The sequence below is a fragment of the Indolivaga alginatilytica genome, from assembly GCF_003201355.1.
In the GTDB taxonomy this organism is placed as follows: domain Bacteria; phylum Bacteroidota; class Bacteroidia; order Bacteroidales; family Dysgonomonadaceae; genus Dysgonomonas_A; species Dysgonomonas_A alginatilytica.
In genome coordinates this window covers 1-21,847 of the sequence record NZ_QICL01000047.1, presented here as the reverse complement: position 1 = coordinate 21,847, position 21,847 = coordinate 1, and the positions used below count along the sequence as shown (strand labels likewise).

At 34.9% G+C, this 21,847-nt stretch carries 18 protein-coding genes and 1 rRNA gene; 9 read left to right on the top strand and 10 right to left on the bottom strand.

Going from position 1 to position 21,847, the window contains the following annotated elements; genetic code table 11:
* Nucleotides 1–89: ribosomal RNA gene (rrf, locus tag CLV62_RS20460) — 5S ribosomal RNA — on the top strand; the annotation flags it as partial.
* A 432-nt stretch (nucleotides 90–521) separates the two neighbouring features.
* On the opposite strand, the gene CLV62_RS20455 is transcribed toward rrf, so the two are convergent.
* Nucleotides 522–1,307: a glycosyltransferase family 2 protein gene (locus CLV62_RS20455; RefSeq protein ID WP_110312629.1), complete on the bottom strand. Its 786-nt coding sequence runs from the start codon at nucleotides 1,305–1,307 to the stop codon at nucleotides 522–524.
* 105 nt (nucleotides 1,308–1,412) lie between these two features.
* On the opposite strand from CLV62_RS20455, the gene CLV62_RS20450 reads away from it, so the two are divergent.
* Nucleotides 1,413–2,543, top strand: a complete 1,131-nt coding sequence (locus CLV62_RS20450; RefSeq protein WP_110312628.1) for a glycosyltransferase family 4 protein — start codon at nucleotides 1,413–1,415, stop codon at nucleotides 2,541–2,543.
* Here the strand turns inward: CLV62_RS20450 and CLV62_RS20445 are convergent.
* From CLV62_RS20445 to CLV62_RS20420, 6 genes are all read right to left on the bottom strand, one after another.
* A complete protein-coding gene (locus tag CLV62_RS20445) occupies nucleotides 2,540–3,586 on the bottom strand; it encodes a glycosyltransferase family 9 protein (protein ID WP_110312627.1) in 1,047 nt (348 codons plus the stop codon). The two genes, CLV62_RS20450 and CLV62_RS20445, sit on opposite strands and share 4 nt — an antisense overlap.
* On the bottom strand, nucleotides 3,579–4,352 hold the full coding sequence (locus CLV62_RS20440) for a lipopolysaccharide kinase InaA family protein (protein ID WP_110312626.1): 774 nt from the start codon (nucleotides 4,350–4,352) through the stop codon (nucleotides 3,579–3,581). Before CLV62_RS20440 ends, CLV62_RS20445 begins: the two co-directional genes overlap by 8 nt.
* Before the next feature lie 137 nt (nucleotides 4,353–4,489).
* Complete coding sequence (locus CLV62_RS20435) at nucleotides 4,490–5,290, bottom strand: META domain-containing protein (protein ID WP_110312625.1); 801 nt, start codon at nucleotides 5,288–5,290, stop codon at nucleotides 4,490–4,492.
* Between the two features lie 118 nt (nucleotides 5,291–5,408).
* Nucleotides 5,409–6,230, bottom strand: coding sequence for an amidohydrolase (locus CLV62_RS20430; protein WP_245904154.1), 822 nt, complete (start codon nucleotides 6,228–6,230; stop codon nucleotides 5,409–5,411).
* Nucleotides 6,187–6,741, bottom strand: coding sequence for a 1-acyl-sn-glycerol-3-phosphate acyltransferase (locus CLV62_RS20425; RefSeq protein WP_245904155.1), 555 nt, complete (start codon nucleotides 6,739–6,741; stop codon nucleotides 6,187–6,189). Before CLV62_RS20425 ends, CLV62_RS20430 begins: the two co-directional genes overlap by 44 nt.
* 7 nt (nucleotides 6,742–6,748) lie before the next feature.
* Entirely contained in the window at nucleotides 6,749–7,030 is a 282-nt protein-coding gene (locus CLV62_RS20420) for a hypothetical protein (RefSeq protein WP_110312622.1), read from the bottom strand.
* Between the two features lie 278 nt (nucleotides 7,031–7,308).
* On the opposite strand from CLV62_RS20420, the gene CLV62_RS20415 reads away from it, so the two are divergent.
* From CLV62_RS20415 to CLV62_RS20400, 4 genes are all read left to right on the top strand, one after another.
* Nucleotides 7,309–7,668: a MarR family winged helix-turn-helix transcriptional regulator gene (locus CLV62_RS20415; RefSeq protein WP_110312621.1), complete on the top strand. Its 360-nt coding sequence runs from the start codon at nucleotides 7,309–7,311 to the stop codon at nucleotides 7,666–7,668.
* Nucleotides 7,669–7,728: 60 nt separating this feature from the next.
* Nucleotides 7,729–10,170, top strand: coding sequence for an FAD-dependent oxidoreductase (locus CLV62_RS20410; protein ID WP_110312631.1), 2,442 nt, complete (start codon nucleotides 7,729–7,731; stop codon nucleotides 10,168–10,170).
* A gap of 130 nt (nucleotides 10,171–10,300) precedes the next feature.
* On the top strand, nucleotides 10,301–11,044 hold the full coding sequence (locus CLV62_RS20405) for a carbonic anhydrase (RefSeq protein WP_245904153.1): 744 nt from the start codon (nucleotides 10,301–10,303) through the stop codon (nucleotides 11,042–11,044).
* Between the two features lie 175 nt (nucleotides 11,045–11,219).
* Nucleotides 11,220–12,170 carry an AraC family transcriptional regulator gene (locus CLV62_RS20400; RefSeq protein ID WP_110312620.1) on the top strand — a complete coding sequence of 317 codons (951 nt, stop codon included), beginning with the start codon at nucleotides 11,220–11,222 and terminating at the stop codon, nucleotides 12,168–12,170.
* A 116-nt stretch (nucleotides 12,171–12,286) separates the two neighbouring features.
* On the opposite strand, the gene CLV62_RS20395 is transcribed toward CLV62_RS20400, so the two are convergent.
* The 3 genes from CLV62_RS20395 to CLV62_RS20385 all read right to left on the bottom strand — a co-directional run bounded on the left by CLV62_RS20395 (nucleotide 12,287) and on the right by CLV62_RS20385 (nucleotide 17,578).
* Nucleotides 12,287–12,958, bottom strand: coding sequence for a DUF1349 domain-containing protein (locus CLV62_RS20395; protein ID WP_110312619.1), 672 nt, complete (start codon nucleotides 12,956–12,958; stop codon nucleotides 12,287–12,289).
* Between the two features lie 157 nt (nucleotides 12,959–13,115).
* Entirely contained in the window at nucleotides 13,116–15,005 is a 1,890-nt protein-coding gene (abc-f, locus tag CLV62_RS20390) for a ribosomal protection-like ABC-F family protein (protein WP_110312618.1), read from the bottom strand.
* A gap of 524 nt (nucleotides 15,006–15,529) precedes the next feature.
* Nucleotides 15,530–17,578: a leucine-rich repeat domain-containing protein gene (locus tag CLV62_RS20385; RefSeq protein WP_110312617.1), complete on the bottom strand. Its 2,049-nt coding sequence runs from the start codon at nucleotides 17,576–17,578 to the stop codon at nucleotides 15,530–15,532.
* A 257-nt stretch (nucleotides 17,579–17,835) separates the two neighbouring features.
* Between CLV62_RS20385 and CLV62_RS20380 the strand changes: the two genes are divergently transcribed.
* From CLV62_RS20380 to CLV62_RS20370, 3 genes are all read left to right on the top strand, one after another.
* Entirely contained in the window at nucleotides 17,836–18,486 is a 651-nt protein-coding gene (locus CLV62_RS20380; RefSeq protein ID WP_110312616.1) for an ABC transporter ATP-binding protein, read from the top strand.
* Between the two features lie 151 nt (nucleotides 18,487–18,637).
* The gene (locus CLV62_RS20375) at nucleotides 18,638–18,964 is read left to right on the top strand and encodes a hypothetical protein (protein WP_110312615.1); all 327 of its coding nucleotides are present in this window, start codon (nucleotides 18,638–18,640) and stop codon (nucleotides 18,962–18,964) included.
* 334 nt (nucleotides 18,965–19,298) lie between these two features.
* Nucleotides 19,299–21,719, top strand: a complete 2,421-nt coding sequence (locus CLV62_RS20370; RefSeq protein ID WP_110312614.1) for a TonB-dependent receptor — start codon at nucleotides 19,299–19,301, stop codon at nucleotides 21,717–21,719.
* The last annotated feature ends 128 nt before the right edge of the window (nucleotides 21,720–21,847 follow it).

Sequence of the window (21,847 nt, the reverse complement as noted above, 5' to 3'; positions counted from 1 at the left end):
ATCCACCTCTTCCCATTCCGAACAGAGAAGTTAAGCCCAACCACGTCGATGGTACTGCCTTTAGGTGGGAGAGTAGATAGCCGCCCTCTTTTTAAGCAGCCTCAGAGTAATTTACTCTGAGGCTGCTTTGTTTAATATATACCACAAATAAAAATAATAAAAAGATCGTTGTGTTATATTTAGACCTATCTTAGATGACTACCTGCCTTAACATATATAGCTTAGAAAGTAATCTGAAAAAGGCATTGTATAGATTACAATGCCTCTCATTCCCCTAAAATGATATTTACTTTGCCTTCGAATAGAAAAGATCAGCACTATCTGAGAAAAACTTTGACATATTAGAGGGGCCGATCCTGTTCGTCTTTATAAGGCTGGAGATATAGAACTCCTCTTCTATAGAAAATGACATCGTTGGATCTAAAAATTGCATAATATTCTGCTAATAAAATAATATTTGATAGATTGTAAAGGTTCAAATAAACTTACTCTTTAACTAAAATGTGAGAGAATAGGGCTAATTATAAGTATTGGTTTATTCCTTTCTCGCATGTAACCACTTTTGATTTCCGAGTCATTAGTAAGAGTGTGTTATTGTGCGAAGCATTATCTTTTGATGCAGATTTGTGGTACATATGAAAAACAATACCGGAATAGCGTAATCTTTTAGCTAAGATGCCATTGTTGTGCATTCTTTGAATCATTTCCGAATCCTCCATTCCCCATCCCTCAAAGTCTTCGCTATAGCCATTTATTGTAATAAAATCGTTCTTCCAGAAAGATAGATTACATCCTCTTATTTTAGAAGACACCTCCGTATGTGGTTTGTATAGTTTTGATAGAGCACTTATATGTAATGCGCGTGTTTTATTTTTGATTTCTTTTGATGCAAAATTAAATTTAATATGTTCTGTTTTAATTACCTTCTCTATGTATTGGGATTTGATGTTCACTCTTGAACCATATAGATATGTATTAGGAGAAGCATTACTTATATGGTCTTTTATGAAGTCTTTATGCATTATACAATCTCCATCAATTTGTATTATATAGTCAGCGTTTGCTTGTGCTATAGTTTTGTTTAAAATCATAGATCTCCGAAACCCGATATCTTCGTGCCATACATGAATGATGGGTGTAGGTACTATTTGCCTAAATTTGTCGATAATAATTTTTGTATCTTCTCTAGAGCCATCGTCTGCAATTAGAATCTCATCAGGTAACTGAGTCTGTTCTTCTATACTTTTAAAAATGAGAGATAGGGCTTCTTTCCAGTTATATGTTGATATTAATAATGCTGTTTTCATTGTTTATAGAGTTAGAAATACTTCTGTTTGATTATGCTTTTATAAAGTTAATAAAATATATGGCTAATTATAAAAACTCTTGATTATTACTTATATTTGTAATGTATGAGAATAGCGTATTGTGTTTCGAGAATATCAAATAGTGGTGGTAGAGAGCGTGTTTTAGCCAATAAAGCAAATTATTTGGTTAAGAAAGGGTATGAAGTTTATTTTATACTTACTGAAACCATGCGTGAGACTCCATTCTTTGATTTTGACCCGAGAATTAGATTCTATAGTTTAGAGTGTGAATTCACAGCAAAAGGCCTCAAACAACAAATTCTTCATTGGAAGTATAAGCAGATATATATAGAGAGATTAATAAAGGCATTAGATGAAATAAAACCAGATATATCAATTTCAGTATTTGATAAGTTTTCTCGTTATCTCTATAAAGTAAGTGATGGAAGTAAAAAGGTTATAGAAAGACATTTCGGAAAGTATAAAAGACCGCGATATATTTCGAGATTGGAAAACATATCTTGGGGTAAATTCATAACGTATCTATATAGAAAAGCAGACTATGATATTGTCAAGCATTTTGATAAGTTTGTCGTATTAACTGAGGAGGATAAAGCTTTATGGGGGGATTTACCCAATATTATAGCAATACCTAATAGCATTTCGTTTATACCGGAAGAGAAGTCCACTAATAAAGAAAAAAGAATTATTGGGGTAGGCCGTATATCTGAACAAAAACAAATCGATGTTTTAATCAAGATATGGGCTAAAATAGCAAAGAAATATCCCGAATGGAAGCTGGTTACGTATGGAAACGGAGATTTAGCTTCTTTAAAGAATTTATCTGCGAAATTAAATATTGCAGATCAGGTTACAAATAATCCAGCGACTAGGAATATTGAGAGAGAAATGGTAAGTAGTTCTATATTTGCCTTGACTTCGAAATACGAGGGCTTTGGACTGGTGCTACTCGAAGCTATGGCTTGCGGGCTTCCACTGGTCTCCTTTGCTTGTAAATGTGGCCCTAGAGATATTATAGCAGAAGGAGAGGACGGATTTCTCATTAAAGAAGGAGACCTTGATGATTTTGCTGATAAGCTATCTTTGCTTATTGAAAATTATGAACTGAGACACAAAATGGGTGTGGCGGCTTCTCAAAATGTATTGCGCTTTACCGAAGATATTGTAATGAGTAAGTGGATAGCCTTGTTTGATGAATTGATAAAAGAGAATTAGAGATATTTTTCCAACATTTTATCAACCTTTACCCAAACTGAATCTATATCTATAAGTGCGAATTGCTCATTATAAGATAAAGTCTCGTAATTACTTATATCTGATACTATATCTTTCAATTCTATGCCCTGAAATCGTTCAGACTTGTTAGGTAACCAATTGTTGAGAGGAATGTTAGGTGGGTAGATTGCAAAGGAAGGTATATCCAGTGCTTGAGAAATATGTCTGGTTCCTCCTTCATTTCCAAAGAAAAAATTGCTGTTTGCCAATAACGCAATCAAGTCTCTTAAGTTATTAGCTTCTATATTTGTGAAAATATGAGGATCATTATCCATTATTTTCTGTAAGTGCTGTGCTGAATCCTTTTCTTTATTGTCTCCGAAATTAAAGATTAGTTGTGCGTCATATTTATTAATGATGCGTTCTAATATAGTTCGCATTTTATCCTTATCCCATACTTTATATTCTAATCGGGCAGTTACGGCACAAACAATAACTGGTTTTGTAAAATCAATTCCTTTAGACTCCATGTATTCTCTATACTTTGTATATTCCTCAGTAGTATAGTATAATTTGAAGTGAGGGTTCTTTTTTACTATATAGCCGGTATTTAGCGGGTCCAGTAGAGCTAATGTCAATTGAGCATTATCACGGATACCATCATATTTGTTGTTTACCCTGTGATTATGGATAAGATAATTGTATTTCTTTTGTCTTCCTATTCTGTATTTTGTCCCTAACGAAAATATTGAGAAGAATAAAGTTTTTATTGTGGATCTTGTATCTATGATAATATCATACTTGGTTTCCTTAACAATTCTTCTGCATTTCTTTATATACGCAGTGATACTGTGCATTTCTTCATTCGTAAAGCTGATTACTTTATCAATATCCGGATGATGCTCGTATAGAGGTGCTATATGCTCATTTACTATATAATGTATCTCCGAATCGGGAAATGATTCTTTTAGAGATGAACATAAAGATGATGAGATCACCGAATCTCCAACTCTTCGAAATCTGATGATTAATATTTTAGTCATTCGTAATGGGGGGTGTTAGGGTATAAGCTTTTTTGTCAGGATGCTTTTTAGTGAAATATTCCCAGAATTTTTTATGATATAGAAGTGTAAGTTCTATACATTTATCAACATCAAAATTACGGGCTTTAGCGTACTCTGAGGCAATGAATTTTATCATTTCGTCATTTCCCCATAAACGTCTGAAGCTTCTACAGCCTAAATCCATAGATATATCGCCAAAATACATTCTGTTTAAGTCCACCAGATAAAAATGATAGGTTTTATCTTCTTTCTTATAAAGAATATTTCCGGGTGAATAATCAAGGTGTAGAATTTCTTTTTGGTGCATATTTGCTGTAAATCTTGCAAACTGAGATAATAAATTTTCACGACCTATTAATTCTCCTGTTTTAAACTCTCTCATTAAGCCGTCAAACTCTTCTTGTATGGAGATATAATAGCTTTGCATGAAACGTATTCCTTGTTTGCATTCTAAGTATGCTACAGGATCGGGAGTATTTATGCCTCTTTCTAAAAGAATATTAGCATATTCGAAAGAACGTCTAGCTTTTGAAACCCGGAAGTTATCATAAACAAATTGATTGATGATATTGGGTACTTTAAATGATTTTACGTTTAATCGCAAGTCTTTAGTAGATATCTCTCTGATAATATTTCGCCCACCGAATAAAACTTCTCCCTGAGTATCGAAGTTAGACGGGAGATTGCCTATGAATTCTTTGAGATACCCGTATTTAGGATTTATGGCAACTTTTATTTTCAACATGAGAATATATTATATAATGCTAATAATTCGATATCTTATTTAATACAAAGGTAATATATAAAATATAAAAGCAGTGAATAATTTATTCACTGCTTTTGTATTATTCTTTTTTGAAAGACAATTCAAAGCATGGTACTTTATTTTACGTCTTTTACGAATGTGAGGATTACTTTTCCATCTTTAGAGAAAGTAATCTTATTTAGTCCAGCTTCAAGAGTAGATGTTCCTGTGATGATTTGTGTGAATTTACCTTCACCTTCCATATTAGGACAAGCCATTCTTGTTGACATTACCGGACCTACTGTTATTGTTGTACCTTCTATTTTGTAGGTTGCGTTATAACGATTACATCCTGCATTTCCACCAAATCTGCTTTCTGCAAGATCAAATGAAATAGTTGGAATATTGTCTGCAAATAGGGTGGCTACATTTCCGTCAGCAATAGTTTCTAATTTCCATTCTCCTATCAAGAGAGATGTGTCTATGCCTTTTTCAAACTCTGCAACAACTTTGCCGTTATTGCTTAGTTGAAGTAGGACTCCATCTCTAATGGAAACTTTGTTTGGTTGGCCTAGAACTTGATGGAATTGGTGTTCTTGATTTTCATCAGTACACATCATCATAGTCGAAGCTAAATTAGGAGCCGAAAGAATCCCTTTTTCGTAAGTGAAAGAACCTGTATAACCATTACAGCCACCGTTTCCAAATATTCTTTTCTCTACAACATCAATATTCATTGTTGGAGTTTTTCCTTTGAAGATACTTGCTGTCGGTTGCCCGTTTAATGACTTCAAAACCCAAGTTCCTGTTATATTAGGTGTGTTTTCACCTGGATAGTCATTTTTAGATGATTGTTTACTTGTTTTACAACTTTGTGCCATAATTCCTAGCGATAGTATCATTACTAATGCAAATGACAATTTTACTAATTTTCTCATTGTTTACTCTATTTAGTATTACTTAATTATATAACAAACATCTGTTGATCTTGTTTACTTAGATTAAAAAGACATTTGCCCTATAAAGTTTCAGTATGCTTTTATTTCTACTGAGTTATTAATAGAGAGTAAATTTATCTGCATCTTTCCATACAGGAAATTTATTTCTAAATAAATTTAACTCTTCTTTTGAGATTTCAACAGTTGCGGTCTGTTCAATAGCAGTATCTAAATATACCCTTTTATTGCCTTTATAATCGATTAGAGCCGATTGTCCTGTATAAGTAAGACCTATATCGTCTTTACCTACTCTATTTACTCCACAGACGTAAGATTGATTTTCTAATGCTCGTGCTTCTAACAATGTGTTCCATACTTTTATTCTTGATTCTGGCCAATTTGCTACATACAAAAGCAGGTCGTATTTGTTATCTACGTTACGTGCCCAGATTGGAAAGCGTAAATCGTAGCAAATCAGCAAGCAAATATTGAAGCCTTTGTACTGAACGATACATTGCTTGTCTCCTGCCGAAAAGTGTTTAGATTCGTCTCCCATTCTGAAGAGATGTTTTTTGTCGTAAAAGGTAGTATCGGTTGGAGTTATAAAAAATCCTCTGTTATAATATTCGCCATTATCTCTAGCAATAAAGCTGCCTGATAGTGCTACATTATATTGAGCAGACCATTTTTGTAGTGTTGTGATTGTCTTTTCGTCCACTCCCTCTGCCAAGATATGGCTGTTCATGGAGAAACCGGTAGAAAACATTTCCGGAAGGACAATCAGGTCTGTCTTTCCGGTTAGTTCTGAAATATATCTTTCAAGAGTTGTCAGGTTGTACTCTTTGTCTTCCCATTTAATATCTGTTTGGAGAAGGCTTACTCTTAGATTTGTATCTTCATTCTGCATTTCCTGATGAGAACTTTTCTTGGTGTTTACCATTTGCGTTCTTATAACGATTTTGCATTTCGGCTATGTCTTTATCTGCATCTCCGGTTGGAATGAAAACAGAATCAAAATAGCCAGTCTTGTCTTTATAATCGAGTATGGCAATTACAATGGGAACATTTGCAGCCATTGCAATGTAATAAAAACCACGTTTCCATTCGCCATTCTTGCTGCGTGTGCCTTCGGGTGTAACAGCTAGCTGAAAATTATCGTGGCTGGCAAATTGCAGAGCCATTTGCTCTGTCAAAGATGTTTTTTTTGAGCGATCAACCGGTATTCCTCCCATGGCATTAAATAATAAATTCATAGGGAAGAAGAACCATGTTTTTTTTATAAGAAAATAAGATTCTCGCCCCAGCGATAAATATATTAATTTGCCTAAGAGTAAATCCCAGTTACTGGTATGGGGTGCAACACATATGATGCACTTGGAAGGGAAATCTGTTATTCCCGCTGCTTTCCATCCTATTATTTTTAGAATGAAACTACTAAGCTTTTGCATGATTCGGGGTTCAGTCTAATTTTTGAATTTCTAATCCGAATTTATCAACCTGCGTCTTCAAATCTTCTTTTACTTTTTTGTAATAAGCTTTTGTTCTGCTTTTAATTTCTTTACCTTCCGATGTGCTTAAACGATTTACCAGGTCGGTATGTACATCTGCAATTTGAAGAATAATTTCATCCGCTTTTTGTATGTTCGGACTGTGTGTAAACACCTTATAAAATATACAGTCGTTATATAATAACCCCATTGAGTTATTAATTAGTTTTTTAAGTTCTCTTCTACTACTCATTTTAATATTTTTAATTGCCGGTTTATTGTATATCGGCTCTTGTTATTGAATACAAAGGTAGTTAAAATAGGCTAAGCTATAGAAGTATTTATATTATTATTCCTTAATCAAGTGTTTCAGAATCTGATAAATTGTAAGTAATAGTTATAATATATAGGAGAAAAAAGAGATAAACGGTCTGTTTAATCCGACCAAGTTTTAAAAATGATCAACTATATTTTGTTATCTCAATAATAAATGTTTCATTTGTATATATTTCTTACTAGCAAATATGTTTAATGGAATCAATCTGTAAATTAAAAGATATATATAAGGCTCTTTACAACTTCGAAAAGGAGTTTGCCGAGATGAATGGTATTACTATTAATGAAGGTATGATACTTTGTTGCTTGAAAGATGGTAAACCGAAGTTGGCTAATGAGTTGTGTGATTTCGTCGGGCTATCTAATTCTCGTGTTTCCCGTGTTATAAATACGGTTGAGACAAAGGGCTTAATAGTTCGTGAGATGGGTTTGGTTGATAAGCGCCAGATGATATTTACTCTTAGTGAATCGGGTAAAAGTAAAGTTGCAGAAATGTTGAAACAGGATATGGATTTTAAAGAGTTGGGTTCTCACTTTTTTAAATTAATGGAATAGGTTTCATTTTTATTATATTGTTGCTAATAGCAAATATGTTTAATGATAAATTAATAGATGATGAAAGTACTTATAATAGGTGGAGTTGCAGGAGGAGCTACGGCTGCTGCACGATTGAGAAGAGAAAGTGAAGATGCTCAAATAATTTTATTTGAGCGAGGAGAGTATGTGTCGTATGCCAATTGTGGGTTGCCCTATTATATTGGAGGAACGATTAACGACAGAGACAGGCTATTTGTGCAAACAGTAGAGGGATTTGTAAACCGTTTTAATATTGATATACGGATTAAATCAGAAGTGACAGCTATTGATTTGAACAGTAAGACTATTACTGTGCTGAATCGTTTAACTAACGAAAGTTATTCTGAAAGTTATGATAAGCTGATTGTTTCTACAGGTGCAGAACCCATAAAACCTGCGATGCCCGGAATAAATGATTCGAGGATATTTTCATTAAGGAATGTTCCTGATATGGATAATATAAAAGCTCATATCGACCAACATAAACCCAAAAGGGCAGTTGTGATAGGAGGTGGATTTATCGGTCTCGAAATGGTTGAAAATTTGCAGGATGCAGGTGTAGAAGTCTGTGTGGTAGAAAGAGCAAATCAGGTGATGGCACCCATCGATTTTTCGATGGCTAGTTTGGTACATCAACATTTGAAGAGTAAGAATGTAGGTTTGCTTTTAGGTGAAGTTGTAGAAGGTTTTGAATCGGATAATGATGAAATAAAAGTATTACTCGAAAGCAAGAAAAATGTTTCGGCTGATATGGTGATACTGAGTATAGGCGTACGTCCCGAAGTTCATTTGGCTAAGGATGCAGGTTTAGAATTGGGTTCGTTAGGAGGTATAAAGGTTAATGATTATATGCAAACTTCTGATCCTGATGTGTATGCTTTGGGCGATGCTGTAGAAGTGTTTAATCCTTTGATAGGCAAATATTCATTGATTCCTTTAGCAGGACCTGCTAATAAGCAAGCACGTATTGTTGCTGATAATATATTGGAAGGAAACACCTACAAATATACGGGAACGATAGGTACTTCTATCGCCAAGGTATTTGATATTACAGTAGCTGCTGTGGGAGTATCCTCTAAACTATTAGATAGGGAAAATATTACTCATTTATCTTCATTCACTCATGGAAATTCGCATGCAGGATATTATCCGAATGCTTTGCCATTATCAATTAAAATAAATTTCTCACCTATTGACGGGAAGTTACTGGGTGCACAAATCGTAGGTTTTGATGGTGTGGATAAGAGAATCGATTTATTTGCTCAGATTATAAAAAAAGGGGGAACGATTTATGACCTGATGGGAGTAGAACATGCTTATGCACCACCTTATTCATCAGCAAAAGATCCCGTAAACATGGCCGGGTTTGTTGCTGATAATATTCTTAAAAAGAAAGTGAATATTATTCATTGGAGGGAGGTTAATAAACTTGATAAGGATGAAACACTATTGATTGATGTTCGTACGAGTGGAGAATTCCAGTTTGCACATATCGATGGTGCTGTAAATATTCCCGTTGATGATATTCGTTCTCGTTTATCGGAGATCTCAAAAGATAAAAAGATTGTGGTTTACTGTGCTGTAGGTTTGCGTGGATATCTAGCCTCACGTATTTTATTGCAAAACGGTTATACCAATATTTATAATCTTTCGGGAGGGTATAAAACATATTCGAATGCGATAGATATTCAATCAACCGATGTAGCTTTCAAAGATACGTTGCCATTGGTGAACAATAATATTAAATCAGAAATGAAAACAATAACAATAGATGCCTGCGGATTGCAATGTCCGGGTCCGATAATGCAATTGAAAAAGAATTATGACCAAATAGAGAATGGTGATAGATTAGAAATAAAAGTGACCGATCAGGCATTTGGTGAAGATTTAAGTGGATGGTGTCGCATGGTAGGTGCCAACCTGATAAGTATAAATAATTCGGGAGGCGTAGTAACAGCTTGTATTGAGAAAACAGAAAAGGTTCAGTCTTGCGAAATGGTTTCTAAACCAAAGGACAATAAGACTTTGATTGTTTTTAGTGACGATCTGGACAAAGCTTTGGCTTCCTTTGTTATAGCAAATGGAGCACTGGCATCGGGTAAAAAAGTAAGTATGTTTTTTACTTTCTGGGGATTGAATGTGATTAAGAAAGCTTCAAAGCCATCTGTGAAAAAAGACTTTTTAGGGAAGATGTTTGGTCTGATGCTTCCTTCGAGTAGTAAGAAGTTAGGATTATCTAAAATGAATATGGGAGGCTTAGGTGGAAAAATGATGCGCTATATAATGAAAGAGAAAAAAGTTGATACACTAGAAAGTCTTATACAACAAGCAATAGATAATGGTGTGGAGTTTATAGCTTGCTCAATGTCGATGGATGTAATGGGTATAAAACAAGAAGAATTGATGGATCATGCTACAATTGGAGGAGTAGCTGCTTATCTGGATAGAGCTGAGAATGCTAATGTGAATTTATTCATCTGATAGTGAGTGAACAAGGATTCTATTAAAATGTGTCTTTTTGAAAAATAGGGAGAGATTTTTAACTGTAGTTTAGATCTATTATTTACTTTTACGCTTAATTTAGGTAATTATCATTTAATATTCAATTTCTATGAAATCTATGTCATTCTATTCTTCTATGGGAATAATGCTGGTCATGCTTATGTGTGGGAATTTAGTCTTTTCTCAGAACTCAGCTTTTAATCCCGATCGTAAAGTTGAAATGGTTGTAGAAAAGCCTTCATCTCAGGCGATCGAATCTCTACAGATTCTAAAAGAGGGTAATAAACGTTTTTTTTCAGGAACGTCTACACATAAGCGTCAAGATTCGGAAAGAATAAAAGAGTTAGCCAAGGGGCAGAATCCCAAATGTGTTATTGTAGGCTGTTCCGATTCGCGTGTACCACCCGAAATTGTATTCGATCAAGGCTTAGGAGATGTATTTTCTATACGTACGGCGGGTAATGTAATGGCTGATTTTGAAGAGGGGAGTATCGAATATGCAATTGAGCATTTACATACCCCTTTGGTTGTTGTTATGGGACATCAGGGGTGTGGAGCTATTAAAGCATTATTGGATCATGTGGATAACGTGGATGCAGGTAATTCTTTGGAAAGGGAAGATCATGTGTCTAAGATTATCGAGAAATTGAAAAGTGAAGAAGAGGAGCAAGAGGTACTCAGAACTGCCGGGAAAAACTTTAATTTGGCTGTGGTAGCTAATGTGGTACATGGTGTGAAGCAACTGCGTAACTCCGATCCATATTTAAAAAAGGCGTATCTTAATGGTGAAATTAATATCGTAGGAGCAGTTTATCATATTGAATCGGGAGAAGTTGAATTTCTGGATTTCTAATCACATCAATATATTATAACAAAAAAGAATTATCCATAATGAGACTGTCTCATCATGGATAATTCTTTTTTGTTAGGTTTAAAAAATAGCGGACAAGTTTACAGATAGCAAGATTAGACAATGTAGTTAGGCATAGATTAGATAGCTTTGCGGATTAAAAATAAAAGTATTGCCCATGCAAGAATTGAAAGATACCAGTAGGCAGGAATATTTGGCTCGTATCAATAAAGTCCTTCATTATATAGACAATCACTTGGATATTTCGCTCTCTTTGGAGAAAGTTGCAGAAGTTGCCAGTTTTTCCCCTTTTCATTTCCACAGGATATTCACATTCTTCATTGGCGAAACACCTTGCGATTATATTCAACGTTTGCGTATCGAAAAAGCAGCATGGAAATTACGTAATGAAACTCTTCAAACCATAACCGAGATAGCCTATACTTGCGGTTTTGGAAGTGTATCTCTATTAAGTCGCACTTTTCGAAAATACTTCAACATGACCCCTACTCAGTTCAGGGAAACAGAGCAGCCTGTATTCTCTTTCGATGGAAAGCTTTTTAGCAAGAACGGACAAATGCTTCGCAAGAATTTGAAAAGCGATACAGACTTGATCGACGATCTTTGCATTGATAACTCAAATAAATTATTTTTTATGCAAACGAAAGTAGAAGTTAAAGAAATGCCCGAAATGAAAGCTGTTTATTGTCGGCATGTGGGTCCGTTCCATTTGATTGGACAGGCATATGAGAAATTAAGCAAATGGGCAACGCCTCGCGGACTGTTTATAACCAATGTTTCTAAAACAGCAACGGTGACTCACGATGATCCGTCAATAACCGAAATTGAGAAAGTAAGGCAAAGTGCTTGCCTTATTGTGGAAAGAGAGGTTGAGGTAGATGGGGAGATAGGAAAAATGACTATTCCAAGAGGAAAATATGCCGTAGGTCGTTTTGAAATTACAAACGAAGAATTCCAACAAGCATGGAATACGATGTGCCTTTGGTTTACCGAAAGCGGCTATCAACAAGGGGATGGTTGTACGTATGAATTATATCATAATGACTTTACTACCCATCCTGAGAAAAGGCATATCGTAGATATTTGTATTCCTGTGAAACCCTTGTAAACATCAGAGAAAGGTAATTTTATAAAAGAAAAGCGAGATACAGTAAATATTGTACCTCGCTTTTTATTATTGGGAAAATATTTCCAAATTAGATATTGTTTATGTGATGATATCGATTAATTTAAATCACGCATATCGCTCAAAGCTTTGTTCTGATATTTTATTTCAGAGAAAATTCCAGTAAATCCGGTGCCTCGTGATCCGTGCGCTGCAAAACCAACTTTTAGGTCTTTTGTTTCCAAATGAAAATTTCGAATCATTTTCCAGCTTTTCCCGTCTTTTGAATAAAAGAATGAAAATTCATTCTCTTTTTTCACAATCGATAAATATGCAAACGATCCTGTTTTCTCAGAATTGCAGTCGTCAGATAACAATCTGGTAACGACGGATACAATTGTAGGTTCTTTAAGCACCGAATTCTCATAACAAAACTTCGCCCAAGTATATTCATCTTGATATACAACCAATGCTGCAACATCATATATGAATTTCAGGTCACCTGTAACTTTAGCACTTAATGTAAAATCAGCCTCGGGCTTAAATAGTATCATCGGGGCATTATGAACATTCGATTTCCCGTTTGGATTATTAAACAAGTTTGTTTTTTCTCCCGATGTAATCTTAATCTCAGAATCATTTATTACATAGTCTACAGGACTGTTATAAATCTCCAATTTATAGGGGATACTTTTTATTCGTTGCTCTGATTGCTGAGCAAATAGACTCCCCGCTGTAAGAATGAATGTAAATAGAATGCCTATACGGCTCAAGGCTAAAGCTGTTTTCATATTAGGTTAATTTAAATGATCTAAAATCTTATATTGATTAGGTTGTTATCTTTTTAATAAACAGCTAATCATATAATACAAATAGGGACGTATACAATACGCCCCTAAATTTAAATAAAATGTATGTATATTGGCGAATTTAATTCGCTTTTATACTTTATATCAGTTCACTAAGTTCTATCCAGCGTAGAGTCTTTTCTTCTATTTCAGTAATCAGTTCACTTATGCGATTTGATTTTGCTAAAAGAGCATCGGGAGATAAATTGCTGTCAGATAATTCGTTTTCTAACTTTACTTTTTCTGCTTCTAATTTAGGAATCAGAGCATCTAATTCTTCAAACTCACGCTTGTCTTTATAAGAAACCTTTTTCTTTTCTTCTTTTTTAGGAGCTTCAATCTTAGGCTTTTCTTCTTTAATTTCTTTTCCTTTTTCAGCTTGGGCAGCTTCTTTTGCTATTAATTCCTGTACCTCTTTCCACTCGCGATATAGTGTGTAGTTACCTGGGAAATCTTTTATCTGAGCGTTACCCGAGAATGCTAATAGATGATCTACAACCTTGTCCATAAAGTAACGGTCGTGCGATACTACAATAACACATCCTTTGAAACTTTGAAGATATTCTTCGAGAATATTCAAAGTCATAATATCCAAATCATTCGTAGGCTCATCGAGAACGAGGAAGTTTGGATTTTTAATCAATACTGTACATAAATACAAACGGCGTTTCTCACCCCCTGATAATTTATATACGAAGTTGTGTTGTTTTTCGGGTGGAAATAAAAAGTGTTGAAGAAATTGCGATGCTGTAAGACGGTTACCATTACCCAAGTCAATTACCTCAGCTATGTTCTGAACCACGTCCAATACCTTCATCTGATCGTCGAACTGTAAACCATCCTGACTATAATAGCCGAAGTTTACTGTTTCGCCCACATCAAATTCTCCTTTGTCGGGGAGAGCATCTCCAATCAACATTTTAATGAAAGTCGATTTTCCTGTACCGTTGTTTCCTACAATACCCATTTTCTCGTATCGGGCAAATACGTAATTGAAATCTTCAAGAATCTTTAAATCTCCAAATGATTTATATATATGCTTTGCTTCGAATATCTTATTACCGATATACGAGCCTTTCATTTGTAGTTGTACATTACCCAGATCGCGTTCCTTTTCCGCCTTCTTCTCCAGATCATAATAAGCATCTATACGTGATTTTGCTTTTGTTCCTCTTGCTCTAGGTTGCTTACGCATCCATTCAAGTTCCTTGCGGAGAAGATTATTAGCTCTGTCAATTTCTGCATTTTGACCGCTTACTCTCTCTTGTCTTTTTTCTAAGTAGTAAGAGTAATTACCTTTGTATTGAAACAATTGTTTTTGATCGATCTCAATGATTTCGGAACAAACTCGGTCTAAAAAATAACGGTCGTGCGTTACCATCAATAAACTTAATCGTGAGCGTTGAAGGTATTCCTCCAACCATTCGGTCATATCTAAGTCAAGGTGATTGGTAGGCTCATCCAGAATAATAAGTTCGGGTTCGGTAATTAATACGTTTGCCAATGCAACACGTTTTAATTGTCCCCCAGATAATTCGGATATTTTTTGATCGTAATTTCGAATTTTTAATTGCGACAGGATTTGTTTGGCTCTTTGCTCATAATCCCAAGCTTTCAGCAAGTCCATACGCTGAAGGATGTCGTCCAGATTCGAGTGATCTCCCAATTCCATTGCCTTCTCGTATTCTGCAATTACGTTGGTTACATCGGTTCCCGATAGGAAACAAGCATCAAGAACTGTTATATCGCCCGGATATTGGGGATCTTGCTCTAAATAGGCAACTCTCAAGTCTCGGCGAAATACCACAGAACCCGAATCGTATGACTCTTTACCTGTTAATATATTGAGTAGGGTTGTTTTTCCTGTACCGTTTTTGGCAAGTAAGCCAATGCGTTGCCCTTCGGCAATGCCAAATGACAGATTGCTGAATAATATTAAATCACCAAAGCTTTTAGTGAGCTGATCTACCTGAAGATAGGATATAGCCATTATTTTGTTATTTCTATTTTTAAGGTCGAAGACCTGTTTATTCTATTTAAGTAACGTTTAATATTTAATGCGATGTTTTATCAGTATAACTATCTCTGGTTGTTATGCCTGCCAAAGCAATAAAAAGGTCTGTGACCTTAAGAGAACGCTAAGAGACGAAGACTCAAAGTTTTTTCTTTGCTATTCGAAGAATATAAATAAAAAATAGCGTCTTAGCGACTTTGCGTTTAATTATTTTATGCGAATCAGTAGTTGAAAAGTTCTACAAAAAAGTGACACCAGCTACAAAAAGTAAACAATTAAGGTGGCAAAGGTGACTGCTGAGTGTTACTTTTCTTATTTTTGTAATCGTCTGTTTATCAGATGTTATTGTCTGAAAAGGTTACAAAAGTTACAAAAGTTACAGTTTTTTTACGAGTTGTTTTTTTCCTTGTTTACTGTTTGCTGATCCTTACATAGATAGATAAAATAATTCAATTACTGATTCTCATTATTTAATGTAGCAAAGGTAGAAAAAATATAAGCTATTCCTCCTTTTTTTCTATTGGCTCTATCGAAAACTTATAACGTAATAAAAGTTTAGGAAAAGCATCGTTGGTCATTCTGCATACGAGATCTACTCCTGCAAACGATTCGGGAACTATATATCTGCCTTCCGATCCGTCAAATACTATTTCATCGCCGCTTTCGAACCAACGGTACCGGGTTTCTTTTCCATTTTTCATAAACTCAGAACTTAGATCTATTGTATCTCCACATTGTGCTATACCTCCATCTATAATAGTTTGTGGAGAGTAAGTATAATTTCTGATGAAAGTATAGTCGGATAAATTGATTGAGGAAAAGCTTAATGAGTTGTGTGAACAATTCATTTTAAAGAAGAAGCTTTTGTCAATATCTAAATTAGTTATATTGTTGCTCGAACAATCTAAATAGAGTAGGGGAAGGTTGCGAGGCAACTCCAGATTCTCTAGTGAATTATTAGAACAATCAAGCTTACTCAGTAATTGATTATTACTGAAATCGATTTCTGTCAATTTATTTGCCGAGCAAGTAAGTTCCGTTAGTCTATGATTGTTACTTATATTGAGATTGCTAAGCTCGTTGTCGTCACAATATAAAATGCTTAAGTGTTCGCATTTAGTAATGTTGAGTGAGTCTACGGTATTTATGGAGCAATCTAAAGTTTTGAGAAGTGTATTGTTTTCTAAATTCAGATCTGTTAATTGATTATCGGCACAGAATAAATCTGTTAATTTCTTGTTTCTTGATGTATCAAGCTTGCTAAGTTTATTTACTGAGCAACTAAGCTTTTCTAATTTGATAAGGGGAGTTATATCCAGATTCTTGATACTATTAGAATCACAATCTAAAGAAATAAGATCCTGATTGTTTTGTAGATCTAGTGAGACTAATTTATTCGATATGCAATCTAATTTCGATAGGTATTGATTGTCTGAAAGATCGAGTTGTGTGATTGCATTCGATGAGCAGTCTAAAGTCAGTAATTCCTTATTGTTTTTTATATTAATATCAGCCAATCCATTATTTGAACAATATAATTCCATCAGCATGCTATTCTGATCAATGTCTAGTTTAGCAATGGGATTGTTCGATACTTTTAGCAATTGTAGGTTTGGGTTTTTAGAAAGGTCGAAAATCATAATAGAGTTTTTCGAACAGTCAAAAATATTGAGGTCTTGCAGAGCAAGCAAATTGAGGTTCTGAAGCTTATTCTCCGAACAAGAGAATATAGATAAAACAGAAGTTTCACCAAAAGTTATATCTTCCAGTTGATTCTTGTCGCAAGCCAGATGAAAGAGTTTTATGTTTGATCGTAGATCGAGAGTTTGCAACTTATTTTCGGTACAATCTAGAGTCTCAAGTAAAGTATTCTTCGAGAGATTGATGGAAACGAGATAGTTTGCATAGCAACTCAAATCTACTAATTGTTTGTTGCCCGATAAATCTAAGGTCGTGAGTTGGTTCCAATAAATGTCCAGTGATTTAAGGGCAGAGTTCTTAGATAAGTCTATATTTTTTAGTCCATTATAACTGCAATTGAGATGCTCTAGTTGTTTGTTGTTTTTCAGATTAATAGACGTTAAGCCATTCCCTGATACATTTAGATATGAGAGTAATTTGTTATTTAATAGATATATACTGTCTATTTCATTTTGAGAGATGTTCAAATGGAGTAGCTGCTTATTCTTCTGAATATCTATTTTAGAGATGTGATTATTGGCACAAATAACAGATTGTAGCTCGTGAAAATATCCAAAATCAAAGCTCCCTGATAAATTAACACTTGTCCAATCTATACTTGTTATTCGTTTGGGTAGCTTGTCGTTCCACTCTATTCCTTTTAGTTTAGTGATCCATGCGTCAGATGTTTCCCAATTTGTTGTATCATTCTCACTAAGACCCAATTGTTCCAGATTTAAACTGTCTCGGTTCATCGATTCTTGTCTCAGTATCTGCATCAATCCTTCTTTATCATCTTTATGATAATTTTGGGCATGCGCCAGTATGCAAACCAGAGAGAATAAGATGAGCGTAAATATTTTCTTCATGTATGTAGTGAATCGCTATTATGTGCAAAAGTAGCAACAAAACTTTAATATAAGTAAATGAAAGTATTTAATGATATGCTTTCGAATCATAAGAGACTACTGGTGTTATGCTTACCAAAGCAATAAAAAGGTCTAAGACCTTACTGAATAAGCCCTATGCTTTAATTATTTTGCTGATTTCGGGAATTTGATTAACAAGCTATAAATTTATTTCTAAATTTGTTTTGTAATTAAGTTCAAGATAGATTATTGCCATTATGATAGAAGTACAGAATATAACCAAGAGTTACGGACAATTGCAAGTCCTTAAAAATGTCAATCTGCATGTCAATCAGAGTGAGATTGTGTCTATTGTTGGTGCTAGTGGTGCGGGTAAAACAACTTTACTCCAAATAATGGGAACTCTGGATAAACCCGATTCGGGAACGGTTATAATTAATGGTCAGAAAGTGACAGGATTGAATGACACTAATGTTTCAGATTTTAGAAATCGTAATATTGGTTTCGTATTTCAATTTCATCAGTTATTGCCCGAGTTTACGGCTCTTGAAAATGTAATGATTCCTGCTTTAATTGGTAGAGCTAAGGAATGGGAAGCTAAGAAGAAAGCTAAAGAATTACTCGAATTATTGGGATTGTCTTCGAGACTTGAACATAAACCAAACGAATTGTCGGGAGGAGAAAAGCAGCGTGTAGCGGTAGCCCGTGCCTTGATTAATAATCCAGCAGTGATATTAGCCGATGAGCCATCAGGTAGTCTTGATACCGAAAATAAGATAGAATTACATAAATTGTTCTTCGATCTTAGAGATCAGTTTGGTCAAACATTTGTGATTGTAACTCACGATGAGGAACTGGCCAAAATTACAGATCGTACTATATATATGAAAGATGGCTTTATTTTATAAGGTCTCAGACCTTTTTATAGGTTTGCTCCCTGCAAAAAATACGACATTTTAAAGCTCTATTAAACATTAATACTATATCTTTGTTCTGAGTTTAGAAGATCTGCTAAGATCTTAGGGTATCTTTAATCGTTAGAACAAATTGAAAGTGCAAATGACAAACAGGCAAAAAATAGCCTCGTTATTTATTATCGTCTTTTTCGGTGTAATACTGATGAAGCCGGTTCACTTTTTCTTTGTAGATCACGGTTCTCATTATGATACACATTGTCATTCGGCAGGAAAATCAACATCCATTCATCAGGATTGTGATATCTGTCTTTTTATGCTTCAGGCATTCACTCCGCAACAGTTCACCGAATTACAACAACATTTTGATATTTACTTTGCTGAAATTATACAAGCTGAGATCCAAACTCAGACTTATCAACCTATTCTTCATGTTTCACTGAGAGCACCTCCTGCACTCGGTCTTTTCTAAAATAAAGGTCTCAGACCTTTTTATTGCTTTGGGGAAGTGTAGCAACAATAGTCTGTTATATCTCTAAGGTGTCATTGAAATAGCTAAATTATTCAAAATCTATTTATTGTACGAGTTGTAGGCTGAATTTATTCAATCTATGCGATTCGGGTGTATATCATTCCGTTAATAAGAATCGTATGATAAATACTGTATCCAAGTCTACCTGTTTTTAAGTAACAGCCACTTATTTAGTGCGTTGTTTCTAGGTGGCAACTGGTAGTTGCGCTTATACTTATAAAACAATAAGGTTTTAGACTGTAAAGGGTTGAAATTCAAAATATCAAAAAAGAACATGAAAGTAATATACACAATCATCATATGCCTGCTCTCTTTGGCAACACTATCTGCTAATAATGCGCCTACCGATAATAGGTCGCTACAAGGGATTATTACAGACGAAAAAGATGGAGAAGCTCTTATGGGAGTAAATGTTTATCTCCCCGATCTGAAAAAAGGAGCCATTACTAACGAGAAAGGACAGTATAGAATTGACAATCTGCCTTTAGTTAGAACTACTGTACAAGTAACTTATTTAGGTCATCAAACACTTGTTCAGACAGTTGATTTAAGATCTGTAAATGATCTGAATTTTGCTTTGAAAGAATCAAGTGCCGAAATTAATGAAGTAGTGGTTACATCATTAACGGGTAGCTCACTCATAAAACGGACACCATCTCCTATATCATTCATTGCTCGTAAAGAACTGCTTCAACAATCATCCTCTAATATAATTGATGCTATATCACGTCAACCGGGAGTTTCTCAGATAACAACAGGTTCGGGGATATCTAAACCCGTTATTCGAGGTTTAGGATATAATAGAGTTGTGGTTGTTAATGACGGAGTGCGTCAGGAAGGGCAACAATGGGGAGACGAGCATGGTGTGGAGATCGATCCTCAATCGGTAAATTCGGTAGAAATACTTAAAGGTCCTGCAAGTTTAATGTACGGATCGGATGCCATGGCAGGGGTAATTAATTTTCAATCGGATCCAATCTTACCTGATGGAGTTATCAATGCAAATGTTTTGACAGAGTACCAAACTAATAATGGTCTGATTAATTATTCTGTTAATACAGCAGGTAATAAAGGAGGTATTGTCTGGAATGCAAGATATAGTGACAAATGGGCTCATTCGTATAAGAATAAATACGACGGATATGTGTTTAACTCGGGATTCCAAGAAAGAGCTGTATCTGGGCTTATTGGTCTTAACAAAAACTGGGGTTATTCCCATTTAACCTTAGATTACTATAATATTACGCCTGGTATTGTTGAGGGTGAAAGGGATGAGAAAACAGGAGGCTTCCTTAAGCCTGTTGTTATTGATGGAGAAGAGGGTACAGCTGTTGCTACTGATAGAGATGGTCGGTCGTATAGACCATTTGTGCCTTATCAACAAGTGTATCACTACAAAGCAGTATCAAGTAGTAATATAATATTGGGTGATGGGAGTTTACGTACCATCTTTGGGTATCAACAAAATCGACGTCAGGAATTTGAAAATGTGATGGATCGCAATGAGTATGCTTTATATTTTCAACTGCATACTGCAACCTATGATGTGCGTTATAGTTTACCTGAAATAAATGGATATAAGTTGGTGACAGGTGTAAACGGAATGTATCAATCCTCATTAAATAGAGGGCATGAAACGCTTTTGCCTGAGTATAAATTGTTTGATATGGGAGTATTTGCCATCGCTTCTAAAAATTTTGGTAAATTAGATATTAGTGGGGGATTGCGTTTCGATCGCCGCCATCAGAGTGTGAAAGAGTTTGAACCTCATACACACGATCATGAAGATGGTGATGATCACGATCACGACCATGATGCGCAGATATTTCCGGCATATACCCGAAACTTTCAGGGGCTTAGTGGAAGTTTAGGTTTTACCTATCAGCTATCGGATGGTTGGTACACAAAATTAAATCTATCGCATGGTTTCCGTGCTCCCAATATTAGCGAATTGGCTTCTAATGGAGCGCATGGAGGTGCTGTTCGTTACGAAATAGGAAATCCTAATCTTAAGGCTGAAAATAGCTGGCAGGCCGATTTAGGTTTTGGTTACTCATCACCGATCATTTCGGGGGAAGTTTCTTTATTTGCCAATCGCATTAATAATTATATCTTCTCTCATAAATTATTGGATGAGGATGGTCATGATTTATTGACCGATGGTTATAAAACATTTCAATTCGTATCAGGTAACGCACGTATTCTAGGGGGAGAAATAAGTATTGATATACATCCTATTGAAAGATTACATTTTCAAAACTCATTCTCGTATGTAAACTCGGTACAGTTGAATCAGCCTGATTCTACTAAAAACTTACCATTTACGCCAGCTCCTAAATTAATCTCTGATTTATGTTTCGATCTGATTCGTCATGGTAAAACGTTGAATAATACTTATGTTTCGGTGGGTATTGAAAGTAATTTGAAACAGGATCGAATCTTTTCGGCTTTTGATACCGAAACAGTGACTCCTGCCTATACATTATTGAATGCTTCCTTTGGAACGGATTTTGTACATAAAGGACGCACATGGGCTTCGCTTTATTTTATGGCGAATAACATAACAAATAAAGCTTATCAAAATCACTTGAGTCGTTTGAAATATACCGATGTAAATCAAGTAACAGGTAGAGAGGGAGTTTTTAATATGGGACGTAATTTTGGCATCAAATTGCTTGTTCCGCTCAATTTCTAAATAACGTAAAGTAATATTAAGGTCTTAGATCTTAGAGCCTGTTTAAATTTATGAGAGAAAAGATAATAAAGGGTTTCCGTAATTAATCGGAAGGATGTTTCTTTGAAGTGACTAAACTCATAAGAAAT